General features: G+C 52.8%; 2 protein-coding genes. Both read right to left on the reverse strand.

Annotation, left to right across the window (positions count from 1 at the left end):
• Positions 1-139: 139 nt before the first annotated feature.
• Positions 140-13,309 carry an SDR family NAD(P)-dependent oxidoreductase gene (locus C7R94_RS10895; RefSeq protein ID WP_106780892.1) on the reverse strand — a complete coding sequence of 4,390 codons (13,170 nt, stop codon included), beginning with the start codon at positions 13,307-13,309 and terminating at the stop codon, positions 140-142.
• A gap of 43 nt (positions 13,310-13,352) precedes the next feature.
• Entirely contained in the window at positions 13,353-20,288 is a 6,936-nt protein-coding gene (locus C7R94_RS10900; RefSeq protein ID WP_429781170.1) for a type I polyketide synthase, read from the reverse strand.
• Positions 20,289-20,300: the final 12 nt, after the last annotated feature.

A 20,300-nucleotide genomic window follows, 5' to 3' on the forward strand; every position in this document is an offset into this window, starting at 1 on the left:
CTTTATTAATCAGTTTAAAACTATATTATCTCTGTACACCAAGCCCCCGTTCGGGACTTTCACCCTCGAGATGAGGCCCGTGCTGGCGTACAACAAAAAAGCGAGATACGCATCTGCGTACCTCGCTTTTGTCAGTGTATTATACGAACATGGCGTGCTGCTTATAGAAAGATTGAAAAAAACGTGCTGAAAGCGGCCGCTTGTCATAAAGTTTCTCGCAGAACGCATAAATCACTTGCCTTGAGGCTTCGTCTTCGAGCATTGTCATATGTGTCGAGGCTTCTACGTCCATCACGTAGATCTGTGGGATCTGTCGTACCCATTCCTCCCAGTAAGGCAGATGGTCAAACGGAACGGCCCCTTCTTTAGCCGTTAAATAAGGTTCCCAAGGTCCCATGAACACCCCACTCTGATTTCGGAAGTAATAGCAGGTCACCTCATCAGGCCGAGGCAGAGGCAGAGGTTTATAGTCTTTCAACCAGTAGCGCTGCTGCATGGAAAGCTGATGCTCCAATTGCTTCTCCAGCAGTTGCTTAGGAATATCTAGTCCTCTATGCTCGGCTAGCTCGGTTAGACGTTCGAAGAATACATCGAATCCATTGTCGCAGTCAATCTCATCCCTGTGGATGAGAAGAATTTTCTCATCGATCGAGGCAAAGCCATGGATAGCAGCCAACGCCATGTTTACGGTTTGCAGGGCGATAGAATTCTGATCGAGGGTCGTCCTCTGGACCTCCGGGCTAAACATCGTATCCAGCATGACCAAAGACGATACGGTCTCACCCACTTCCTGCAGCTGACGCGTCATTTCGTAGGCCAACATACCCCCGAGCGAATATCCGCCAAGCTCATAAGGGCCCTCCGGCTGAATCGCTTGGATGAGTCGGACATAATGTGATGCAATAGCCACTATGCCCTCAGGTGCTTTGTCGCCGCTACCACCGAATGAATGGATACCGTAGAACGGTCTTTTCGCATACGCCGCCAAAGAACGATATACTTCAACGCCTCCGGTTGCGCCATGAATCCAAAATACCGGCCTTCCATCCGTAATAGAATTTAGCCAAATGATCTGCTGGTTGAAGTTCTCCTCCAAATAAGAGCCGTCAACATGAGGAACATCGATTTCCAGTGGGAAGTTCGCTTGCACCTTGTCGATCAAGTCTTGGATCGTTTCACAAGTCAACAGGTCAGGGAGCTCCATCGACGGAGCAGCCACTTTCTGCAGGCCAGCAAGCAATTGTACGAGATGAAGCGAGCTCAATCCGTAATATGTCAATCGCTTGTGGGGTTGAATCTCTGTCGGCATCATGCCTAGAAGCAGAGCGACGCTGTTTAAGACGATTGTCTTTGCATCATTCCCGTTCATGCCAAGCTGAGCCTTTTGTGCGCTCATCTCATCGTCCTTGCTCATCTCAGCTTCCGTCCGCTCTAAGCCCGCTTCCGGTTGGTATTCAAGCCAGCAGCGCTGTTTGACGAACGGGTAAGTGAGCAATGGAACGATTTTCCCCTTTCTTCGGCTGCGATACAATTCCCTCCAGTCCATATCGCCGCCCTTTGACCAGAAGATGGCAAGCTTCTCGACATCATATTCATCCATCAAGTGCTTCAAATACAGCCGGCCGTTCTTACCAGAAAGGAGCTTGAGCATATCATCCGGAGGTCCGTCCGCATTTCCTTCGTATAACCCGAAGCTCCCGGATAGCGGCAGATCCGAACTGCCAGTGTCATCAAGGTAGGACGAGAGCGCGGCCATCAATTCTTCCCTGCTGCTCGCTGTTACAGCAAGGCGGAAGTCCGCGGATTCACGACCGACCTGCAGCGTATAGGCCAGATCGTCCAACGAAAGCTCCTCGTTCCGCTTCACATACTGACGTACATGGTACACGACTTCCTTCAGACGTTCCCGGCTTTTGGCCGAGAGGATGAATAATTGATTTTCAGTTTCCTGTACAGACGGCTCTTCCGCATGCGGCACATATTCCTCGACAATCAGATGAGCATTCGTACCGCCGGCACCAAAGGAGCTGATCGCCGCACGAAGCGGGAATTTCCCACCATGTGGCGCTTCATTTTCCGTCTGTTGCCAGTCCTCTAAACGCCGCTGAATACGGAAATTCGTTTCTTCAAGGCGTAAATTCGGATTCAAGGCTGTGTCCGAGCCGATTGTCGGAACAAGCTGCCGATGCTTTAACTGAAGAACGACTTTTGTTAATTGGGCGATGCCCGAGGCAGCTTCCCCATGCCCGATGTTGGATTTGACGGACCCAATCGGCAGAGCACGCTTCCTACCAGAATGGCTACGGTACACTTTGTTCATCGCCGCCATTTCAACTGCATCGCCGATGGATGACCCGTTAGCCGCACACTCGATATAGCTGATCGACTCTGGTTTTATGCCGGCCTGGCGCATGCTTTCTTCCATCAGTTGGGCTTGCGCATTCGGATTCGGCGCTCCGTAGCCGTTTGTCTGTCCGCCATGATTGACGGCAGTTGATTTAATCACCGCTAATATGGAATCACCATCCTCGATGGCTTTTACCAGCGGTTTTAATAGGACCGAACCGACTCCTTCCGATGGCAAATAACCGTCCCCGTCCGCGAAGCTTCTGCTTCCGGGATGACTGCCAGCCAAACGCAACATGCTTAAGCCGACATACTTTTGCGAATGAAGCGAAAGATTGACGCCGCCGGCGATCGCCAGCTCGCATTCACCCTTCCGCAAGCTTTCGCATGCCATATGGATCGCGACCGCCGAGGAAGAACACATCGTATCGACAGCGATGCTCGGACCTTTGAGATTAAAGAAATGGGACACCCGATTGGCGATGGAGCTATACGAGGACAGAGCAAGAAGCGGCTCCTTCGACGGGTCCTTATTAAGCAAATGATAATGATTGTTCATACAACCGGCATACACGCCAACCTTGCTGCCATACTCATGCTCAAGCGTCTGGCTTGTATAACCCGCTTGCTCTAACGTGTTCCATACGGACTCGAGAAACAGCCGCTCTTGCGGGTTTATATAAGAAGCTTCCAAGGGTGAGAGCTGGAAGAAGATCGGATCGAATTGATCGATATCTTTCAGAAACCCGCCCCATTGACAGTAGCTCTTGCCCGGCTTGCCTTTCTCAGGATCATAATACTTGTCGCTTTGCCAACGATCAGCGGGTATTTCGTCAATACAATCCTTCCCGCTCTTCAGATTGTCCCAGAACTGGTCTAAATCGTCCGCTCCTGGATAGCGGCCCGACAATCCGATGATCGCGATATCGGACGCAAGTTGACGCTCGGATATCTCCTCGCGGGTCAGTGTTACTTGCTTTAACGCTGGGTTTGTCGCCGCTGGAGCTGGCGTAACGGATAAATGAGCAGCCGATAAAACCGGTGAAGCTGCCTTTGTTATCACTTGTGTAAGCTCGGGCGCAAGCAGCCGACGTAGCTTACGCTCATAATGACCGAGAAGATATTCACCCAGCGCTTGTATATTTTCATACTCGAAGAACAAGGTTTTCGGCAGCGAGCCTAATTCGTTCTCAAGCTGTGCCGTAAGCTGCAGCGCCATAATCGAGTCAATGCCAAACTTGCTGAAAGAGGTCTTGGCATCCATGCGGTGCAGCGGCATGCGTATATAGGATGACAGGGTCTCTCTTAAGTAGAGTATCGTTCTCTTATACAGCTCGTCTGATCCGAGCCGGTTCTCTCTATCTGATTGCCACTCGGCCGCGGGAGCTTGCTTCGCTGTCGCCAACTCTTCCATGAGCGGCGTTGTGCTCAAAGCCATGTTCGTCATCGACACTTGGTGCTTCCCGCTTGCCAGCGCATCGTAAAGCGATTGAATGCCCTGCTGGCTTTGCATCGCTTTCATTCCAGTGCGCTGCTCCATCATCGCTTCCGTTGCGGGATCGACAGTCATTCCGCCGGAAGAGAGGCCTTGAAGCATCACGCAGTGTTTTCCATGCTCATCATAGATATCGATATCAAGCTTTTGAATCGCCCCTGTTGCAGTGCTTCCGGAGCTTCTCCGAATCCATGCCCACATGACCGCTGTACTTGGACCCAAAATCACCAAACGGTCCAGTGCATAATGAAGTACCGGCCTTAATGCTGCTTCCGAGTCGGTTCCTCCTTCGGAATCTAAAGATAATGCGGCCATTCCGATTGATGCTTGCAGCGCCGAATCGATCATGCCCGGATGAAGCACATAATGCTCCAGTGTGGACAAGGCGGAAGCCGCAATTTCCAAACGAGACAGCAGCTCGTCTTTACCGACCTGGATTCGGTCAATAGCACGGTGGCCAGCTCCATAATCTATTTCTTGCCGGTCAAGCATGTCATAACATTGGGCTCCGGTGATCAATCCGACGTCACATCTAGCCTGAAGTTCTTCAAGCGATTCGGTATGAGGCACTTGAACGGATTCGCCTAATGCCGCTGTTCCTTGACAGTGAACCGTTCTTCCCGCCGGATGACCCGATGCTTCCGTATAAATTTCGAATAAGAAGTCCGCTTCGGAATTACGTTGCAGATGAATGTTCACCGTGACGGAACGATCTTCCACGACAATTGGCTGTGCCCATTCGATATGCTGTAGCAAGACTGGTGAAGTTGGCGGACCTGATCCTTTTTCGCATGCTGCCGTCATAGCCGCCCGCACCATTTCCAGATAGACGACTGCAGGCAGCACCTTTTGACCTCGAACTGAATGATCCGTCAAGAAAAACTCCGTCCCCGTCAGAACCGTTTGAAACAATAGCCCTGAGGTGTCCTTCAACGAAGCGCGCTGAAAGTTCAGAGGCAAAGATTCGCTAGACGCTTTCATAGGTTCGCGTCTTTGTGGATCCTGCGGCGGATAGTCAGTATTCGAAACCCAGTATCGTTCTTTGGCAAACGGATACGTTGGAAGCGGCACACGCGAATAGGAGTCGCCGGCAAACAGCTGACTGTAATTCAGCGCATAGCCTTGAACATACAATTCGGCTGCCGTGGACAGATGTTCAAGATACAAGCCTGGATTTGTGCACGTTTGGCAGCTCTCGATCGCAGCATTGCCAAACCGCTTTAACGAATGCTTCTCGCGAACGTCGTTTTCCGCTAACTCGGATACGAACACCTGCGCCATTTCACCGCGCGATAGCCAGTTGGAGAGCAGCTGTTTTAGCTCTTCTGCGTCTTTGACGATACACGCCAACCGGTGATTCATGTGACGGCGTCCAACTAGCAGTGTATAGCTGATGTTTCCCGCATCAATGCTAGGTACCCGCTCGCAATGCTCCAACAACCTCTCGGCTTGCTGCCTCAGCTGTTCCCGACTGCGGGCTGACAGTGTAATGAGGTAAAACGGCCTCGATGCATGCATGCGCAAAGGAGCTGGAGCCTCCTCAATGACCATATGCGCATTGGTGCCGCTGAAGCCGAAGGAGCTGGTGGCTGCAATCCGCCTTGAGCCCGATGGAACCTCCCAATCTTTAATCTCCGTATTGACATAGAACGGGCTGCTGGAAAACTTGATATGCGCATTGCCCGTCTCATAATGCAAGGAAGGCGGGATTTGCCGGTTTCGCAGCGACAGTAAAATTTTGAAAACGCTAGCGACACCTGCAGCTGCGGTTGTATGACCAATATTTGTTTTTATTGTTCCGATCGCGCAGAACTGCTTTTTATCCGTGTAATGGCTGAAAGCACTGTTCAATGCTTCGAACTCAATCGGATCGCCGAGACGGGTTCCGGTGCCATGCGCCTCCACCATTTGAATCTGCTCCGGATGAATGGCGAAACGCTCATAGACGGACTTTTCCAATCGTTCCTGCGAGTTAGCGCTTGGAGCGGTAATGCCGTTTGTCGTCCCGTCCTGGTTAATGCCCGACCCCTTAATAACCCCGTGGATATGATCGCCGTCGGCAATGGCATCCTTCAGACGCTTCAGAACGACGACACCGACCCCTTCGCCAGGTACGAAGCCGTCCGCCCGATTATCGAACGTGTGACATTTGCCCGAAGGAGACAGCATACCGGCCCGGTTGGAATTGATATAAAACGTTGGCGTCGTTTGGACAAACACGCCCCCTGCCAGCGCCATTTCGGTCTCTCCGGTCCATAAGCCTTGGCAGGCAAGATGGATGGATACAAGCGAACTGGAGCAGGCGGTATCCACCGTAACGGCAGGCCCCTGAAGATTTAAATAATAGGCGATTCTTGCGGGAATAATAGATGGAGCATTCCCCCACATCGCTTGCGGAGGCGAGTTGTCCCCGATATGGTGCACATAGTCGCCAATATTGTAGCCGACATACACGCCGCAGGCACGACCCTCTACGCTTTGGCCCGCATAACCCGAATCCTCCAGCGCCTTCCATGATTCCTCTAGGAACATGCGCTGCTGCGGATCCATATAGGTAGCCTCGAGTCCGGAAATATTAAAGAAGGACGGATCGAACTTATCGATCTCATCCAAGAAGCTGCCGTGATTGCAGTAAGGCTTGCCTTTGGGTGCATACTTCGATAGATCCCACCGGGTAACTTCTTCAACAAGATCATGACCTTGAGCCAAATGGTCCCACAATTCATCCAGCGTGTTCGATTTGGCAAAGCGGCCGCTCATTCCGATTATGGCGATGGGCTCTTTAACTGCTGCTTCCGTAGTCCGAACGGATACAGCAGCTTCGGCCGGCTGCGCGGACGCCTTCGTTTGCAAGGATTCGAAATGGACAGCCTGCTCCTTTCTTTCGAGAGGAATTGTACTTTGCTCGTAAACGGCGGCGAGTCGGTCGCTAAATGCGGACACTACAGCCTCTTGATGCGCAGACAGCAAATAACCAGCCAATTGATTGATCGAGCTGTAGTCAAAAAGAATGGTTGTCTTCATCTCAATCTGCAAACGTTCGTTAAGCGTATTGACGATATGCACGCCGGAAATGGAATCAAGCCCGTAGTCTGCGAAAGAGTCATCCATATCGAGCGATGACGCTTCCAGCTTCAGCGTTTCCGCCAGCTGGGAGGCGATCAACGATTTGATTTCATCCTGGAGCATCTGCTCATTTAAGGCAAATAAGCTGTCCTCGCTTTCACTTCTGGAATCCGTATGAGCTGCTTCACTCCGCTCTTTCGTCAATGCTGAAACGGATTGGGTTGCAGACTGCTGAGCGCTTGTTCCTTTCCGTTGTTCCCATCTAGACTGTCTGATGATTCCATCGCTTTGTGCCGCAACGATTTGCTGTCCTAGGTCGTGATGATCCTGGGCCAGGAAGCCGATCGCACCGAAGCCCTCCCTCTCAAGCAGCTGCTGCCAGCTTTCGGGGGATAGCGCCGGACTGCCCGGAATCCGAATGCCAGGATCGTCATACAGCCACCAGCCTTCCAGCAGTCCGAACGTAAGATGGGTAAATAGGGCGCCGCTGCTAATTTCATTTAAAAGCAGCCATCCTCCGGGCTTCAACGCCGCTTTGGCGTTGCGAACCGTCGTCCGCATATTACGCGTAGCATGAAGGACGTTCGCGGCTATGACCAGATCATACTGACCGGCATCAACTCCTTGCTGCGCAAGAGCTTGCTCTACGTTGAATGTGCGGTACGTCAGGAACGGATAGCTAGGGCCGTATTCCTTCTTCGCATGGAGCAAGAACATTTTGGATAGATCGGTATAGCAGTATTCCACAATATGAGTCTTATAGAGAGCTAGCTTGGCGAGCACCCCCGCAGACGTACCGCCTGTGCCCGCTCCGATTTCCAGGATACGAATTTGCGTCTGCGGATTTTCCTTGACACGTTGTCTGACAACATGCAGGGCTGCCTCGGCCACTACATCGTTGAAATAATCGGCTACCGGATTGCTCTTGTAAATACCCTCGACAAGTTCCATTGACGAGTTCGGAAAGAGCACGTCGGTCGCTGCAGATTTCCCTGTAAGGACGGCAGGCAAGGACTTCAGCGTTGTTTCCACCAATACGATTTGCGCTCTTGTTTTCTCATCCTCCCGCCATTTAGCGGTCTGCCGCCCCCACTGCTCCCATACCGCCCCATGATCGGTGTTTGCCGTGTCCGTAACCGACAGAAGATGGCTGCTGCTGGACAGCAGCCCAAGCTCTACGAGAATAGCAACGCTCTGACTCAGCCATTCGGCATACATTTCTTCGGCGATTCCTGCAACAGCCATTGCCTGTTTCAGATCGAACGTTCCGGAAGCGAATAACCCCGTTTGCCGAAGCTGCACGAACAACAGCCTGCCAAGAAGTCCGTTCATCTCATCCGTCTTCTCCGCGTTCTCACGCTTCAGCTGTCCGATATCGGGTCGCTCAGAGGCGGCAGGCAGGCTTCGGCCTGCTTCAACTGACCGCTGGCCTGCAGCAAGAGCCTTCATTTCTTCTTTTGGATTCATGCTTTCGACGGGGATTGGCTTCGTCGTTTTCATGACGGCCAGCTGCAATTGCGGCTGGGCAAGCAGTCTCTCGATCGCCTGCATCCCTTCCTCCGGCTCGATCAGCCCAATTCCAAGCTCCTGCAGCATCCGGTATTTTTCCGTATCCTCGACCTTATCGCTTGACCAGAATCCCCAGTTTAGCACTTTCACGCTGCAAGACCACTGCTGTGCCAGCAAGTGCGCGAGAGCATCCTTAAAGACACAACCGGCCGCATAATGAGCCTGCTGCGGATTCTTAATGAGGCTGATGAGCGATGAGAAGAACAGTACGAAATCCAGCCGTTCTTCGCGAAATACCTGCGCCATCCTGACGCTCACGTCAACTTTAGCGGAGAGCGCGGCTTGAAAAGCAACCTCATCCATTTCAGCCAAGCTGTACTCATTTAATACCATTGCCGAATGGACGATGCCGTTTACAGAGCCAAAGCGCTGCTTAATCTCGGCATAAGCCTGCGAGAGCGAATGGATGTCCGATGCGTCTGCACTCCAATACCGAATCTCGGGACCACGATCTGAAAGACTGTGAATTTTGGTTCGAATAGCGTCATTCATCGGGCTACGGCCAATCCATACAATTTGCGCTTGATAGGTACGAATCATATACTCCGACCATACCATTCCGATCCCGCCGGCGCCGCCGATGACGACATATACGCCTCCATTCCGGTACACGGGCGCCTTCGGAGCGGGAAGAATAGTTGGAATCAGCTGCATACGGTGCCACTCACGCCCTCTATATACAGCAGCCCCGCCCCTCCGGTCTGCAGGGATCCGGAACATCTCGGACACCAGCCATTTCGAATCCGACTCCAAGTCGATCAGACGAATCATCCAGTTTGGATATTCTTTAGCAAGCGAGCCGATCAGTCCGTGAACGCCTGCCTGTGCCGGTTTTATGCTGTCTTTCTTGTATACCGCTTGGGCCTGGGTCGTGATGACCGTGAGGCCGACCGGCCTTGAACCGTAGCCGGATTGCAGCAACGCTTGAATAAACCGGAAGCAGCTGAGCGTAGTCTGATTGTGAGCAGTAATCAGCGCATCGTCCACACCGCCGTCTTTAGCAGCCGGATCACGAACTACCCATATAAAGTGTCCGATATCCTCAAAGCTGGAAATCTTCCGCTTGATATCAGCCACGGTTGCGTCTTCGTCATTACCAAAATGTACGGAACCCGGATATAGGGCTTGGATTTGCGCGAAACGTTCGTTGCTTAAACCAAATACAGCGATCCGTTCCGTAACGGCAGGGAAATAGTCGCCTTCCGGCTCAACGGCGAACGTATCCCACACCGGAGTAAACTGCCGCAGCAGATCCTGCGAATCGGCACCTGTTTCAGCTTCCACAATACGTTGGTTAGCGTCATTCTCCACGTTCCGGTTCGAAGCCGGAATTACGGCTGAGCTTTCTCCCTGAGGCGAGGTCGGACTTGCCGCTTCGGCTATGCTTCCTACTTGCTGTACCACTGTTGGCAGGCTGTCCTGTGGTTTCCCCGCAACGGGCAGCCAGTATCGGTTTTTCGCAAAAGGATAGGCCGGAAGATGCATTTTTCTCGGTTTATCGGTACGGTAAAGCCGTCCCCATTCGATATCGCTGCCCTGAGCCCAATACTGTGCGATTTCAGCCATGTTTCCTTCCGTAAACCAACGGTCGTCAGCCTTCGCCACCTCCGCCGACACGCCGGGCTTCTTCTTCAACTGACCTCTCCAGCAGTTCGGAATGGTAGGTTTACCTTCCGCATATGCTTTTAATTTCTCGACCAGTTCCTGGATGCTGCTGACTAGAAAGACAACCCGTTCTTCCATTGCTTCGCGTCCGGTCTGAAGCGTATAAGCAATGGACGACAAGCTCATCTCCTGACATGCTCCGCCTTTCGCATGACGATTACGATTCAGAATCAGATACAGCGATTCAGCGGCATCAGAGATCGATCGAATCTCGTACCAATCGATGCTGTCGGTCTCGATTTCATATTCCCGCAGCAGCTGTTCCCGGACAGCAGACAGGTGTGCCGTTTCCATGCCGTATTCCGACCAGTCTTGATCGAAATCGATGTCTTGTTCATCCACCTTCAGAACAGTTGAAACCATTCGCAGAATATTGGCTGCCAACCCGCTCTGTGATTCCATTTCCTGAACGCTAGCCACGCATCCAGCCTCATCCGCAAGGAACCGCGCTAACCGATCCGCATACACTTTCAAGCGATCTTCATTTTTGGCCGATAACGGGACAATGACGGCAGACGGCTCGCCGCTCGCGGAAGAAGGCTGCGGCACCCATTCCTCCAAAATGACATGCGCATTTGAGCCGTAGGCGCCAAAGGAGCTGATCCCTGCCCTTCTCGGGTATACCGTTTCCTTTCCTGCTTCGGTCACCCGAGGCTGCTCCCATTGCTCTAACTGCCGCTGGATGTAGAATGGCGATTGCTCAAAATCGATATATGGGTTCGTTTCGGCGGAATGCAACGACGGCACTAACGTTTTATGATGCATCTGCAGCGCAACCTTAATCAACCCGCAAACCCCGGCGGCGGACTCGCCGTGACCGACGTTGGATTTGACTGAACCGATGGCACAATATTGACGGTCATCCGTGTAGCGGGAATATGCTTTAACCAGTCCTTGGATTTCGATGGGATCGCCGAGCGACGTGCCTGTGCCGTGCGCTTCCAGATAGCTGATTGTTCTCGGATGAATATTAGCCTTATTCAGGCAGTCTTCAATCAATTCAGCTTGTGCAACCGGACTGGGCACCGTAATGCCGCTAACCGCACCCACATGGTTGATTGAACTGCCTTTGATGACGGCATATATCTGATCGCCATCCTTGACGGCCGCACTTAGCGGTTTTAGTACGACCGCACCAATCCCTTCTCCGGATGTAAACCCGTCGCCGTCTTTACCGAACGTACGGCAATAACCGTCGCTCGAATGCATGTTGACCATGCCGAACGTCTTATATTTGCCAGGATGAAGTGACAAGTTGACACCGCCCGCAATTGCAGCTTCACATTCTCCGCGCCGGATGCTCTCTACCGCCATGTGGACAGCTGTCAGAGATGCGGAGCACAGCGTATCGACTGCCAGACTGGGTCCATGGAAATTAAGCGAGTAGGAAACCCGGTTCGCCACGTACGAGTGACTCAAAGAAAGCGGGAATAGCAAGCCTTGCGCCATAAGCTCCGACCCGAGTAGTGCATAATCCTTATGCATAACACCGGCGAACACGCCGACAAGGTTCCGTTTGTTCGGTCCTCTTGGCGTTACGAGGCTGGACGGACGGTATCCAGCATCTTCAATGGCCTCCCAGCAGGTTTCAAGAAAAATCCGCTCCTGCGGGTCTATGATTTCCGCTTCGCGAGGCGATATGCGAAAGAACGGCGCATCAAAGCAATCCGGGTCGTCAATGAAGCCGCCCCATCTGGAAACCCCTTTGCCCGAAGGAGACTTTAAGTTTTCAAACTGTTTCCAATCCCATCGTGAAGGGGGAATTTCGCTGATGCAGTCTTTACCGTCCTTCAGATTTTGCCAAAACTCGCGGAGATCGCTTGCCCCTGGAAAACGGCCTGACATTCCGATGATTGCAATATCCTCTTCTTGCGATGTTGATGCTTCTGGGCGGTTGCTGGAATCCGCAGGTTTCTTCCTGTTGTCCGAATGTTCATCAAGCTGCAATCTGGGGGCATTAATTCCATCGCCCGGTGCCGGTGCGAAGCTTTCATCCGCAAATACCGAAGCGTAGTGTTCGGCCAAGTAAACGGATAAATCTGCAATCGTCGTATATTCAAAAAGCAACGTAGGCGGAAGCACTGCGCCTACCTTCGCTTCAATTCTCTTAACCATCTCCAGCAAGCCTGGGGAATCCATTCCCATCTCATAATAGCCCGCGTTCTGATCGAGATCCGCTTCAGCCATATCCAAGCGCTCAGCCAAGATTCCGGCCAGAAAAGCGGCCGCCTGAACAGCAGGAGTGTGCTCCCCTCGGAGAGCATGCCCCTGTTTGACTGGAGCCGGCGCCGGTTCTGTGACGGACGGGGCATCCCCACCTCCGGAGACGGCAGATGAACCCATCCCGGATGCCGCCCTCACCAGCTTCATCGTGTAGTTTTTCATTTCTGCTACTTTGCAGCCCTTGCTGTCGAATAGCTCCAGCGTCATGCTGAGCAATTCGTTCTTTCGTTGAACACTGGGAGCGAGAACCTGTGTATAGCAGCGCTCTTGAATGAGCTGCTCCGCACGAAAGGACTCAAAATATAAGGGCAGAAACAATTGCTGCTCTTCCCCGACATGCGTTCGCAGCAATAGCGAGGCACCTACACAGCTAGCATCTAACAAGGTGGGATGAAACAGCACGTCATCGGCGCTGTCGCGCGAATTGCGATCCAATGCAAGCTCGATGAGCACGCCTGTTGAAGTTTGGAAGGTATGCCCTTCCGCTTTCATCATGCCGGTATGGATGAGGCCCAGCGCACGAAACTGCGCATAGGCCTCCTCCAGATCGACGGAAGCCTCCGCCTGATTTATGGCTTGCCCGAGATTAATCTTCTTATCAAATGAAACGGGTTGAATCTTCCGCATTTGGGCATCGGCATATCGTTTCGCCTCCGGGCTGACTGCTCCATCCCGCGATTCGCGGCCTTCTACGACAATGCTCCAGCATCCCGCTTCCTTCTCTTCCACAACAATATCGATCAGCACCTCGTAATCGTGACCCACCGTCAAGGGATGATAGATCGATACATGGCAAAGCTCCAGCTCTTTCCAATCGTACCCGTTATCCCGAAATGCTTGGTAGATCAGGTCGACATAAGCCGGACCGGGCAGCAGTTCCTGACCAAAAACTTTATGATTGCTCAGGATCGGATGATCGCCGCTTAATAAAAATTGTTCTTTCATGAAATAGTCCCCCTTGAATGCGCTACCCCTAAGCCCGATGGGGTTATTTGGGTTTAGTTCCGCCCCAGAATGATTTCGGACTGTTGACCTTCCGCTCTTCCGCTTTCATTTTCCATATATTCGTTCGGTTCTTGACCTTCTGCGAATCAGACGATGATACGCTGATCTGTTTTCTGCTTTCCTGCCATTCTTCCGGCCAAGGCAGCGGCTTCCGTATGGCGTCGCCTGAGCGCTCTTCCTGCCAAGATTCTATAACTGCATGAACATTGGTGCCTCCGTCGCCAAAACAGTTGATCGCGGCTGTTCGAACCGGTTCACTCCAGTTCTTCGTTTCTCGGTGAAAGAAAAACGGGGATGCTTCCAAATCAAAATGCTGCATCGGCTGCTCGCCCGATAAAAACGGTACAAACTGGTCATGTTCGAGCATCAGCACAACCTTAATGAAGCTCGCAATCCCTTCGGCGCTTAGCGGGTGACCGATATTGGGTTTGATAGAGCCCAATGCAATAGCGGCATTTCCACCGTTGCCATAAACCTGCTGGATCGTCTTGAGCTCCAACAGATCGGTTACTTCCGAGCCTGAGCCGTTCGTTTCGATATAAGAGACGTCGGACGGCTTTCTACCGCTCTTCTTTAAGGCAGCGAGCATGACGTCCTTCTGCGCCTGCATATTTGGAGCTGCTGGCCCCGCGGTTCTCCCATCGTTATTTACGGCCATTCCCTTGATTACCGCATAGATGCGGTCTCCGTCTGCCAGCGCCTGTTTCACTGTTTTTAACAAGACAACGCCGGCGCCTTCACTGAGTACAACGCCATCAGCTCGGCGGTCAAAGACATGAAATGTCGAGCTTTTGCTCAGAATGCCGCGCTGACCGAATAGTTTGTGCGAGAAGTCGCTGTTCAGCAGACTGACGCCTCCCACTAATGCGGACACCGTATCCCCGCACCGCAGGCTTTGAATGGCTATGCTCATCCCAGTTAAGGCAGAGGAACAGGCCGTATCGATCACCATGCTGGGACCCCTTAGGTCAAAATAACGGGATATATTGGCAGCCAAGTAATTTTGGCCGACTGCGACGATCGGATTTCTCGTTTGAAGGAGCAGTTCCTCGCCCGGCCAATACTGGGTTCTGGCACCGATATAAACGCCAACGGCCTTTCCTTTTACGTCCGCACGGTTATAGCCTGCGTGATGAAGCGCTTTTACACTTTCCTCCAAGATGAGCAACGCCTGCGGGTCCATCGCTCTGGCATCCTCGTCCGGAATATGAAAGAACGACGGATCGGCATGGGTAAGCTCATCCAGCAGCCCTGCATAATAAGGATCGGCGCTCCCCCATCGATCCTTCGGGACCGGCCGTATCGCGCTTCGGCCATCCGTGAGCAGCGACCAATAATGGGTCAAGTCCTTTGCGCCCGGAAATCGGCAGGACATCCCGACGACTGCAATATCCTCCTCGCCGATTCGTTCCTGATGAATGGACTGACGGGATATCTCCGCTACAGGCATTGAAGGCGCATCGCTAAAATCATGGATTGGCATTGATTGTTCATGCTCCTGGCACTCCTGGCTTTCAGACAGCAATGCCCAGGTCAGCGGCTCGCCGTAGGAGGCCGTCAGCCAATCTGCGAGCGACTGAATGGTAGTATGCTCGTAAAGCACCGATGGGTCTATATCCTTGCCTACAGTGCGGCTTATTGTCCGAATTAATTGCGCCAATATGATCGAGTCAGCACCATAATCCTGAATCGGTATGTTAAGCTCCAGCTTGGATCGTTCAAGCTTTAATTCCGCTGCAAATAAATCCAGCAGCCATGAACGTACGGCTCCCGGCAGCGATGCTTGTGACTCCAAGCGCACTTCCGATGAGCCGGAAGCGGGAGCCTGCGTGGTGAGACTGCTATCAAGTCGCCGCATAAGCAGACGCTCCGGCTGCCACTTGTCGGGTTGAACGACAGCAGGCAGAACGACCGCTCCCGGCAGATTTGCAATCATATGATCGAGCAATCTCAGCCCTTCCCGGTCGGTCAGGCTGTGCATACCGGTGGCAAGGAAGGCGCCGCTTTGCACCTCGCCCATGCCCGATTCTTTCCAGCTCGGCCACTGAATGCTGATCATGGGCTTTTGATTCGCATGAGCCTGTGCGAAATAATCCATAAACGAATTGGCCATCGCATAATCGCTTTGTCCCGCAGCCAGTGATGGAACAGCAGCCGATACGGACGAGAATAGAGCAAAAAAGGCAAACGGCTCATCCTTAAAACTTTCCCATACGGACATTAAGCCTTCCACTTTCGGCTCCAATACCTGCCGTATAACAGAGGTTGGCTTGTGAACAAAAGCCGGATACTCCCGATCGCCGACGCCCGCGCAGTGGATCACGCCTCCTGCCGGTCCCCATTCCTTTCGAATTTCAAGAAGCGCCTGCTTTAGTGCACCAGTATCCGTTAGTGGGATGGCGAGCGTCCGCACGTCAGCTCCTATCTCCTCCAATTCCTTGATCAAACGGATCTTTTTCGCCATTGGTGAAGTTCGGACTGCCTCGTATTCCCATTCTTCCCGGGGTGGCAGTGCTTCTTTCCCGAGCAGGACCAGCCTTTTCACGCCCATGGTTTCAACGTAATGGCGTGCACACAATGCGCCTAGTCCTCGCGTTCCGCCGGTAATCCACAGCACATGCCCCTCCGGCCATGAAAACGCCTTGGCATTCTGTGCCGTCTCTTGCTCCCGTAGGCATGCGCGGTAACGCACGGATTTGCGGTAACAAATTTCTGGCCACTCGCTGTTACAATGCAGTTCTGCGATCAATTGTTCCGCCCAGTCTTTACAATTATCCGAAGCATCCAGATCGACATGCCTAGAATGAATATTCGCGTATTCGCTTTGCAGCATACGATATAGTCCGGCTATGCAAGCTCCGGATAATCCCACGGCATCGCTGTGGAATCGCTCAAGACCTTTCGTTACGCCGATCAATTTGATCCCTTTTCTTCGTCTTACGTCTATTAGTCGCTGGAGCCAAGGCAATCCTTCCAGGCTCCGATCCACTTCGCTACTGCAGCCTAAAAGGTCAATGCAAGCATCGAAATCCATCTCCTCGCCCTCTCCCGCTGTCATCTCATCGAGTTGGCGAGAATAAAGGACGACAGCGCCGGGAAGCCGGGATTTAAGTTCCATCGCAAGCTCGCGGGTTCCATCCTCTGTAACGATAGCGACTTTACCTGGCGGTTCACCGTCGGGCGATGCCTGCGATTCTATCCATTCTTTGCAGAGCAAACGAGTCGTATCGGGCTTAAGGGAGTCTGCTTTAGCACTACTTGAGGTCTCAAGTGGTGCTGACGGCACCCAATAGTGGTCCCGAGAGAACGGATATACCGGTAAATGGATACGACTTTGCCTCTCATCCCCGAATAATAAATCCCCGTCCAGGCTATAGCCTTGGCAGTATAACTCGGCCAGCGCGATCAATGCTCCCCGGTATTCTCTCGAAGCCTTGTCCATAGACTGGGTTTTATGAAGCCATTCGGCCCTTTCCTGCTCCTTCGCCTTGTCGGCTTTAAACATCCGTTCTACTTGTCCGAACAAAATGTGCGGGCTAGACCGCTTCTCAGTCGCAGCCAACCAGGCTTCTACCGCTTCCTCCTTGCTGGAGACAACGATTACGCAGCGATAAGCAAACGGCTGTCTGCCTTCGAGAAGCGTACGGCAAATTTGTGATAATTCCACCGATGCAGGCTGGCTCGCCATGTAATTGCGCATATCTTCTATTCTCCGCAAAAGCGCATCCTCGCTCTTTGCTGAAAGGGGTAGCATATAATACGCTGTTTGACCGGAATAGCTGCTGTGCTGCTTCTCGTTGTAGCTCTGAAGGACGAAATGGGCATTCGTACCGCTCATGCCGAACGCACTTATGGCACCGGTTAACGGCTCGTCTGAGCTGGAACGCCATGGCCTCGGCTCGCGGTTCACATAGAACGGACTCCCTTCAAAGCGAATATAGTCGTTTTCCTTCTCTATATGAAGACTTGCCGGTATCGTCTCATGACGGAACGCCTGAACGAGATTAACGAGGCTGACCAGGCCTGAAGCAGCGAAGCTATGACCAAAATTAGTTTTGGGAGAGGTTAACGCGCATGTATTTTCGTTCAACGCTGCCCCTTTAAACGCTTCCTGAAGCGCGTGGATTTCGACAGGATCCCCCAGCTTTGTACCCGTTCCATGCGTAACGATATACCCTACCTGCTTCGGATTCACACCGGCCTGCTCGTACACCGAACGGATGAGGCGGGCCTGTGCTGCCGCATTCGGCGCCGTAATTCCGTTCGTTTTGCCATCATAATTAATGCCGCTGCCGCGGATGACAGCATAAATCGGATCGCCATCTTTTTTTGCCAAAGACAATCTTTTCATCACGACGGCAACGACCGCCTCTCCCGGTACCATACCGTTCGCCCGGTTGTCAAAGGCATAGCATTTGCCGTCTGGCGAGAGCATGCCCGCTTCCTTCATCCCGTTCAAATACAACGGCGTCAGCATAAGGTTAACACCGGCGGCGATAGCCGTATCGCATTCACGGTTGCGAAGGCTGACACATGCTTGATGAGCGGCGACCAGCCCAGAGGAACAAGCGGTATTGATTGACATAACAGGTCCGCTCAGATTAAGGAAGTACGAAAGGCGGGATGCCAGTATCGCATTGTTCGTGGATGTCACACTGCCTGCCCCTTTAGCGATAAACTGGTAGTCACCATCCTCGGCTCCAACAAATACGCCGATATTTCCTTCCCGCAACTGCTTACTCCCGTATCCTGCATCCTCCAGCGCTCGCATCGACTCCTGCAATAACAGCCGCTGTCTTGGGTCCATCAGCTCCGCCTCGCGCGGAGATATTTCGAAGAAGGCAGGATCGAACTCGCTGACGCCTGGCACCCATCCGCACGTCCAGTTCTCACCGTTCATGAGAATGCTTCGTTCCTCTGGCATCGGCTGAACCACATCGCGGCCTTCCCGGAGAATACGCCACATATCCTCAACCGAACGGGCCTCAGGAAACCGTCCACTCATGCCGATAATCGCGATCGGCTCCGGAAATGGATGGCTTTGTGTTTCAACCGCAGCGGCAGGTACGTCAATCGGTTTAGATGGCTCCGTATGAACGGATTCCGGAGCAACTGCTTCCTGATGAAAATCCAGTACACCATCAGGACGAAGCTCATATCTGTCCTTGTAAAACCCGGTCAGGTCATCACGATGCTCCCGCAAGTAAAAATGGATAAGCTTCTCCACCGTTGGGTAGGAGAAGAAGACGGCTGGCGTAAGATCAATACGGTAATGCTTTGTCAGCGTTGAAGCCAGCTCGGCAAAGCTAATGGAATTGAAGCCGAAGTCAGAAAAATACTGTTCCTTGTCGATCCGGTCAATCGGGATCGCTACTATTCGACTGATGTGCGCCTTCAGGTCTTCCTCTAGCAGCTGCTCTACATGTGGCTCGACACGTTCTTCCCGCTGCGCGATTGATGTCAACGGCGCCGCCTTCACCGGCTTTACCGCTTCCTGTTCAGCTGCCGGCTCTAGACCTAGAGAGCGGCAGACGCTCTCCCGATTCCCAACCATCACAAGATGATTGGGCTCATCCTGTGCTAACAGAAGCTCAAGCAGCGCGATCCCCTGCTCGGCTTCCAAGGCACGCAGGCCGCTTGCTTGAAGATACATTTCCGTCATAGCCGGATCCCCGACACTCATGCCGCCATCCTTCCACAGCGGCCACTGAATGGAAACAATCGACCCGCCATGTCGTCGATCTCCCATGCGAACGCGGGAAGCCTGCTCCGCGTAGGCGGTCATGAACCGGTTACCGACAGCGTAATCGCAAGATCCAAAATCGCCCAGTACAGCGGATATCGAAGAGAAGTAAGCAACAAAATCAAGCTCGCGTTCTTCTTGAAGCAGCTCATCGAGCAAGAGCGTGCCGGTAATCTTCGGTTGTATGACTTCTTGGAATTGCGCTGTATTCTTCTCCAGAATGCTACGACCGCTTTCCGTACCGGCTGCATGGATAACGCCGTTTATGCTTCCCGATAAAGCAGCCCGAGCTTCAGCAAGTCCTTGCTTCATGGCGGCATAGTCACACACGTCCGCTTGGATCGCGAATACGGCGGCGCCTGCCGCTTCAAGCTTTTTCATCATCGATCTTTTGCCAGCATCAATGGATGACCGACCTGTCAGGATAAGCTTGGCCTGATACGTTTTGGCCAAATGCTCCGCAACGACCATGCCGATTCCGCCGAAGCCGCCTGTTATGAGATAAATGCCGCCCCGGCGGAATTTGGTCGCTTTCGGCTGAAGCCGGGTTTCGCGCACGGAACAAACATGCCGCTCTCCCCCTGTAAATAAAGAGCTTCGCACCTTGTCCTGTCCAAGCTCCATCCACAACGACTCCCAAAGATTGCGACCCGAACTGCGTTCCGCCTGAAAACCATCCGTAAAGAGATGAACAGACATCCGCACATCCTTCATAAGCGGGCCGATCGAACGCTCAAAGCCGATCCAAGACTCCGCATGGCAGCGTTCGATATCCGTAGAACACATCGCCGCGGCCAGCAGCCTGGTTGACGTAAGGCCGGAGACATGCATCCCTTGGATGAGCGCGGTTAGTTCGTCCGTCATTTGCGCTGAAGGCGCTGTCTCCAAAGGCCATAAAAACAGAATGGCTTCTACCACCTCTGTCCGGTTGACGTCCGCCAGCACCCGTTCGAAGCCGGATGAATCCCACTTATCTATGGAATGCGGCCATGTATTCAACGCGCCGCCCTCGAAACGTGACACAAAAACCAGCTTCGTCTTCGGACTTAAGCGGTTAACGGCTTCCGTCAGCTCTAGTTGACGGTGTGAATCCGAAAGGAAGCAAACGACTGTCCGCGGCTGTTCGCGCAACACTTCCTTCCATTTAGTCGGCTGCCACGTTTCCTGAAACGTCATCCCTTCAAAAGG

This window comes from Brevibacillus sp. NRRL NRS-603, assembly GCF_003013445.1.
Classification (GTDB): domain Bacteria; phylum Bacillota; class Bacilli; order Brevibacillales; family Brevibacillaceae; genus Brevibacillus; species Brevibacillus formosus.

Excerpts from the sequence above, each read along its gene's own strand:
- C7R94_RS10895 (WP_106780892.1), bottom strand. The coding sequence starts at position 13,309 with ATGAAAGAACAATTTTTATTAAGCGGCGATCATCCGATCCTGAGCAAT.
- C7R94_RS10900 (WP_429781170.1), bottom strand. The coding sequence starts at position 20,288 with ATGACGTTTCAGGAAACGTGGCAGCCGACTAAATGGAAGGAAGTGTTG.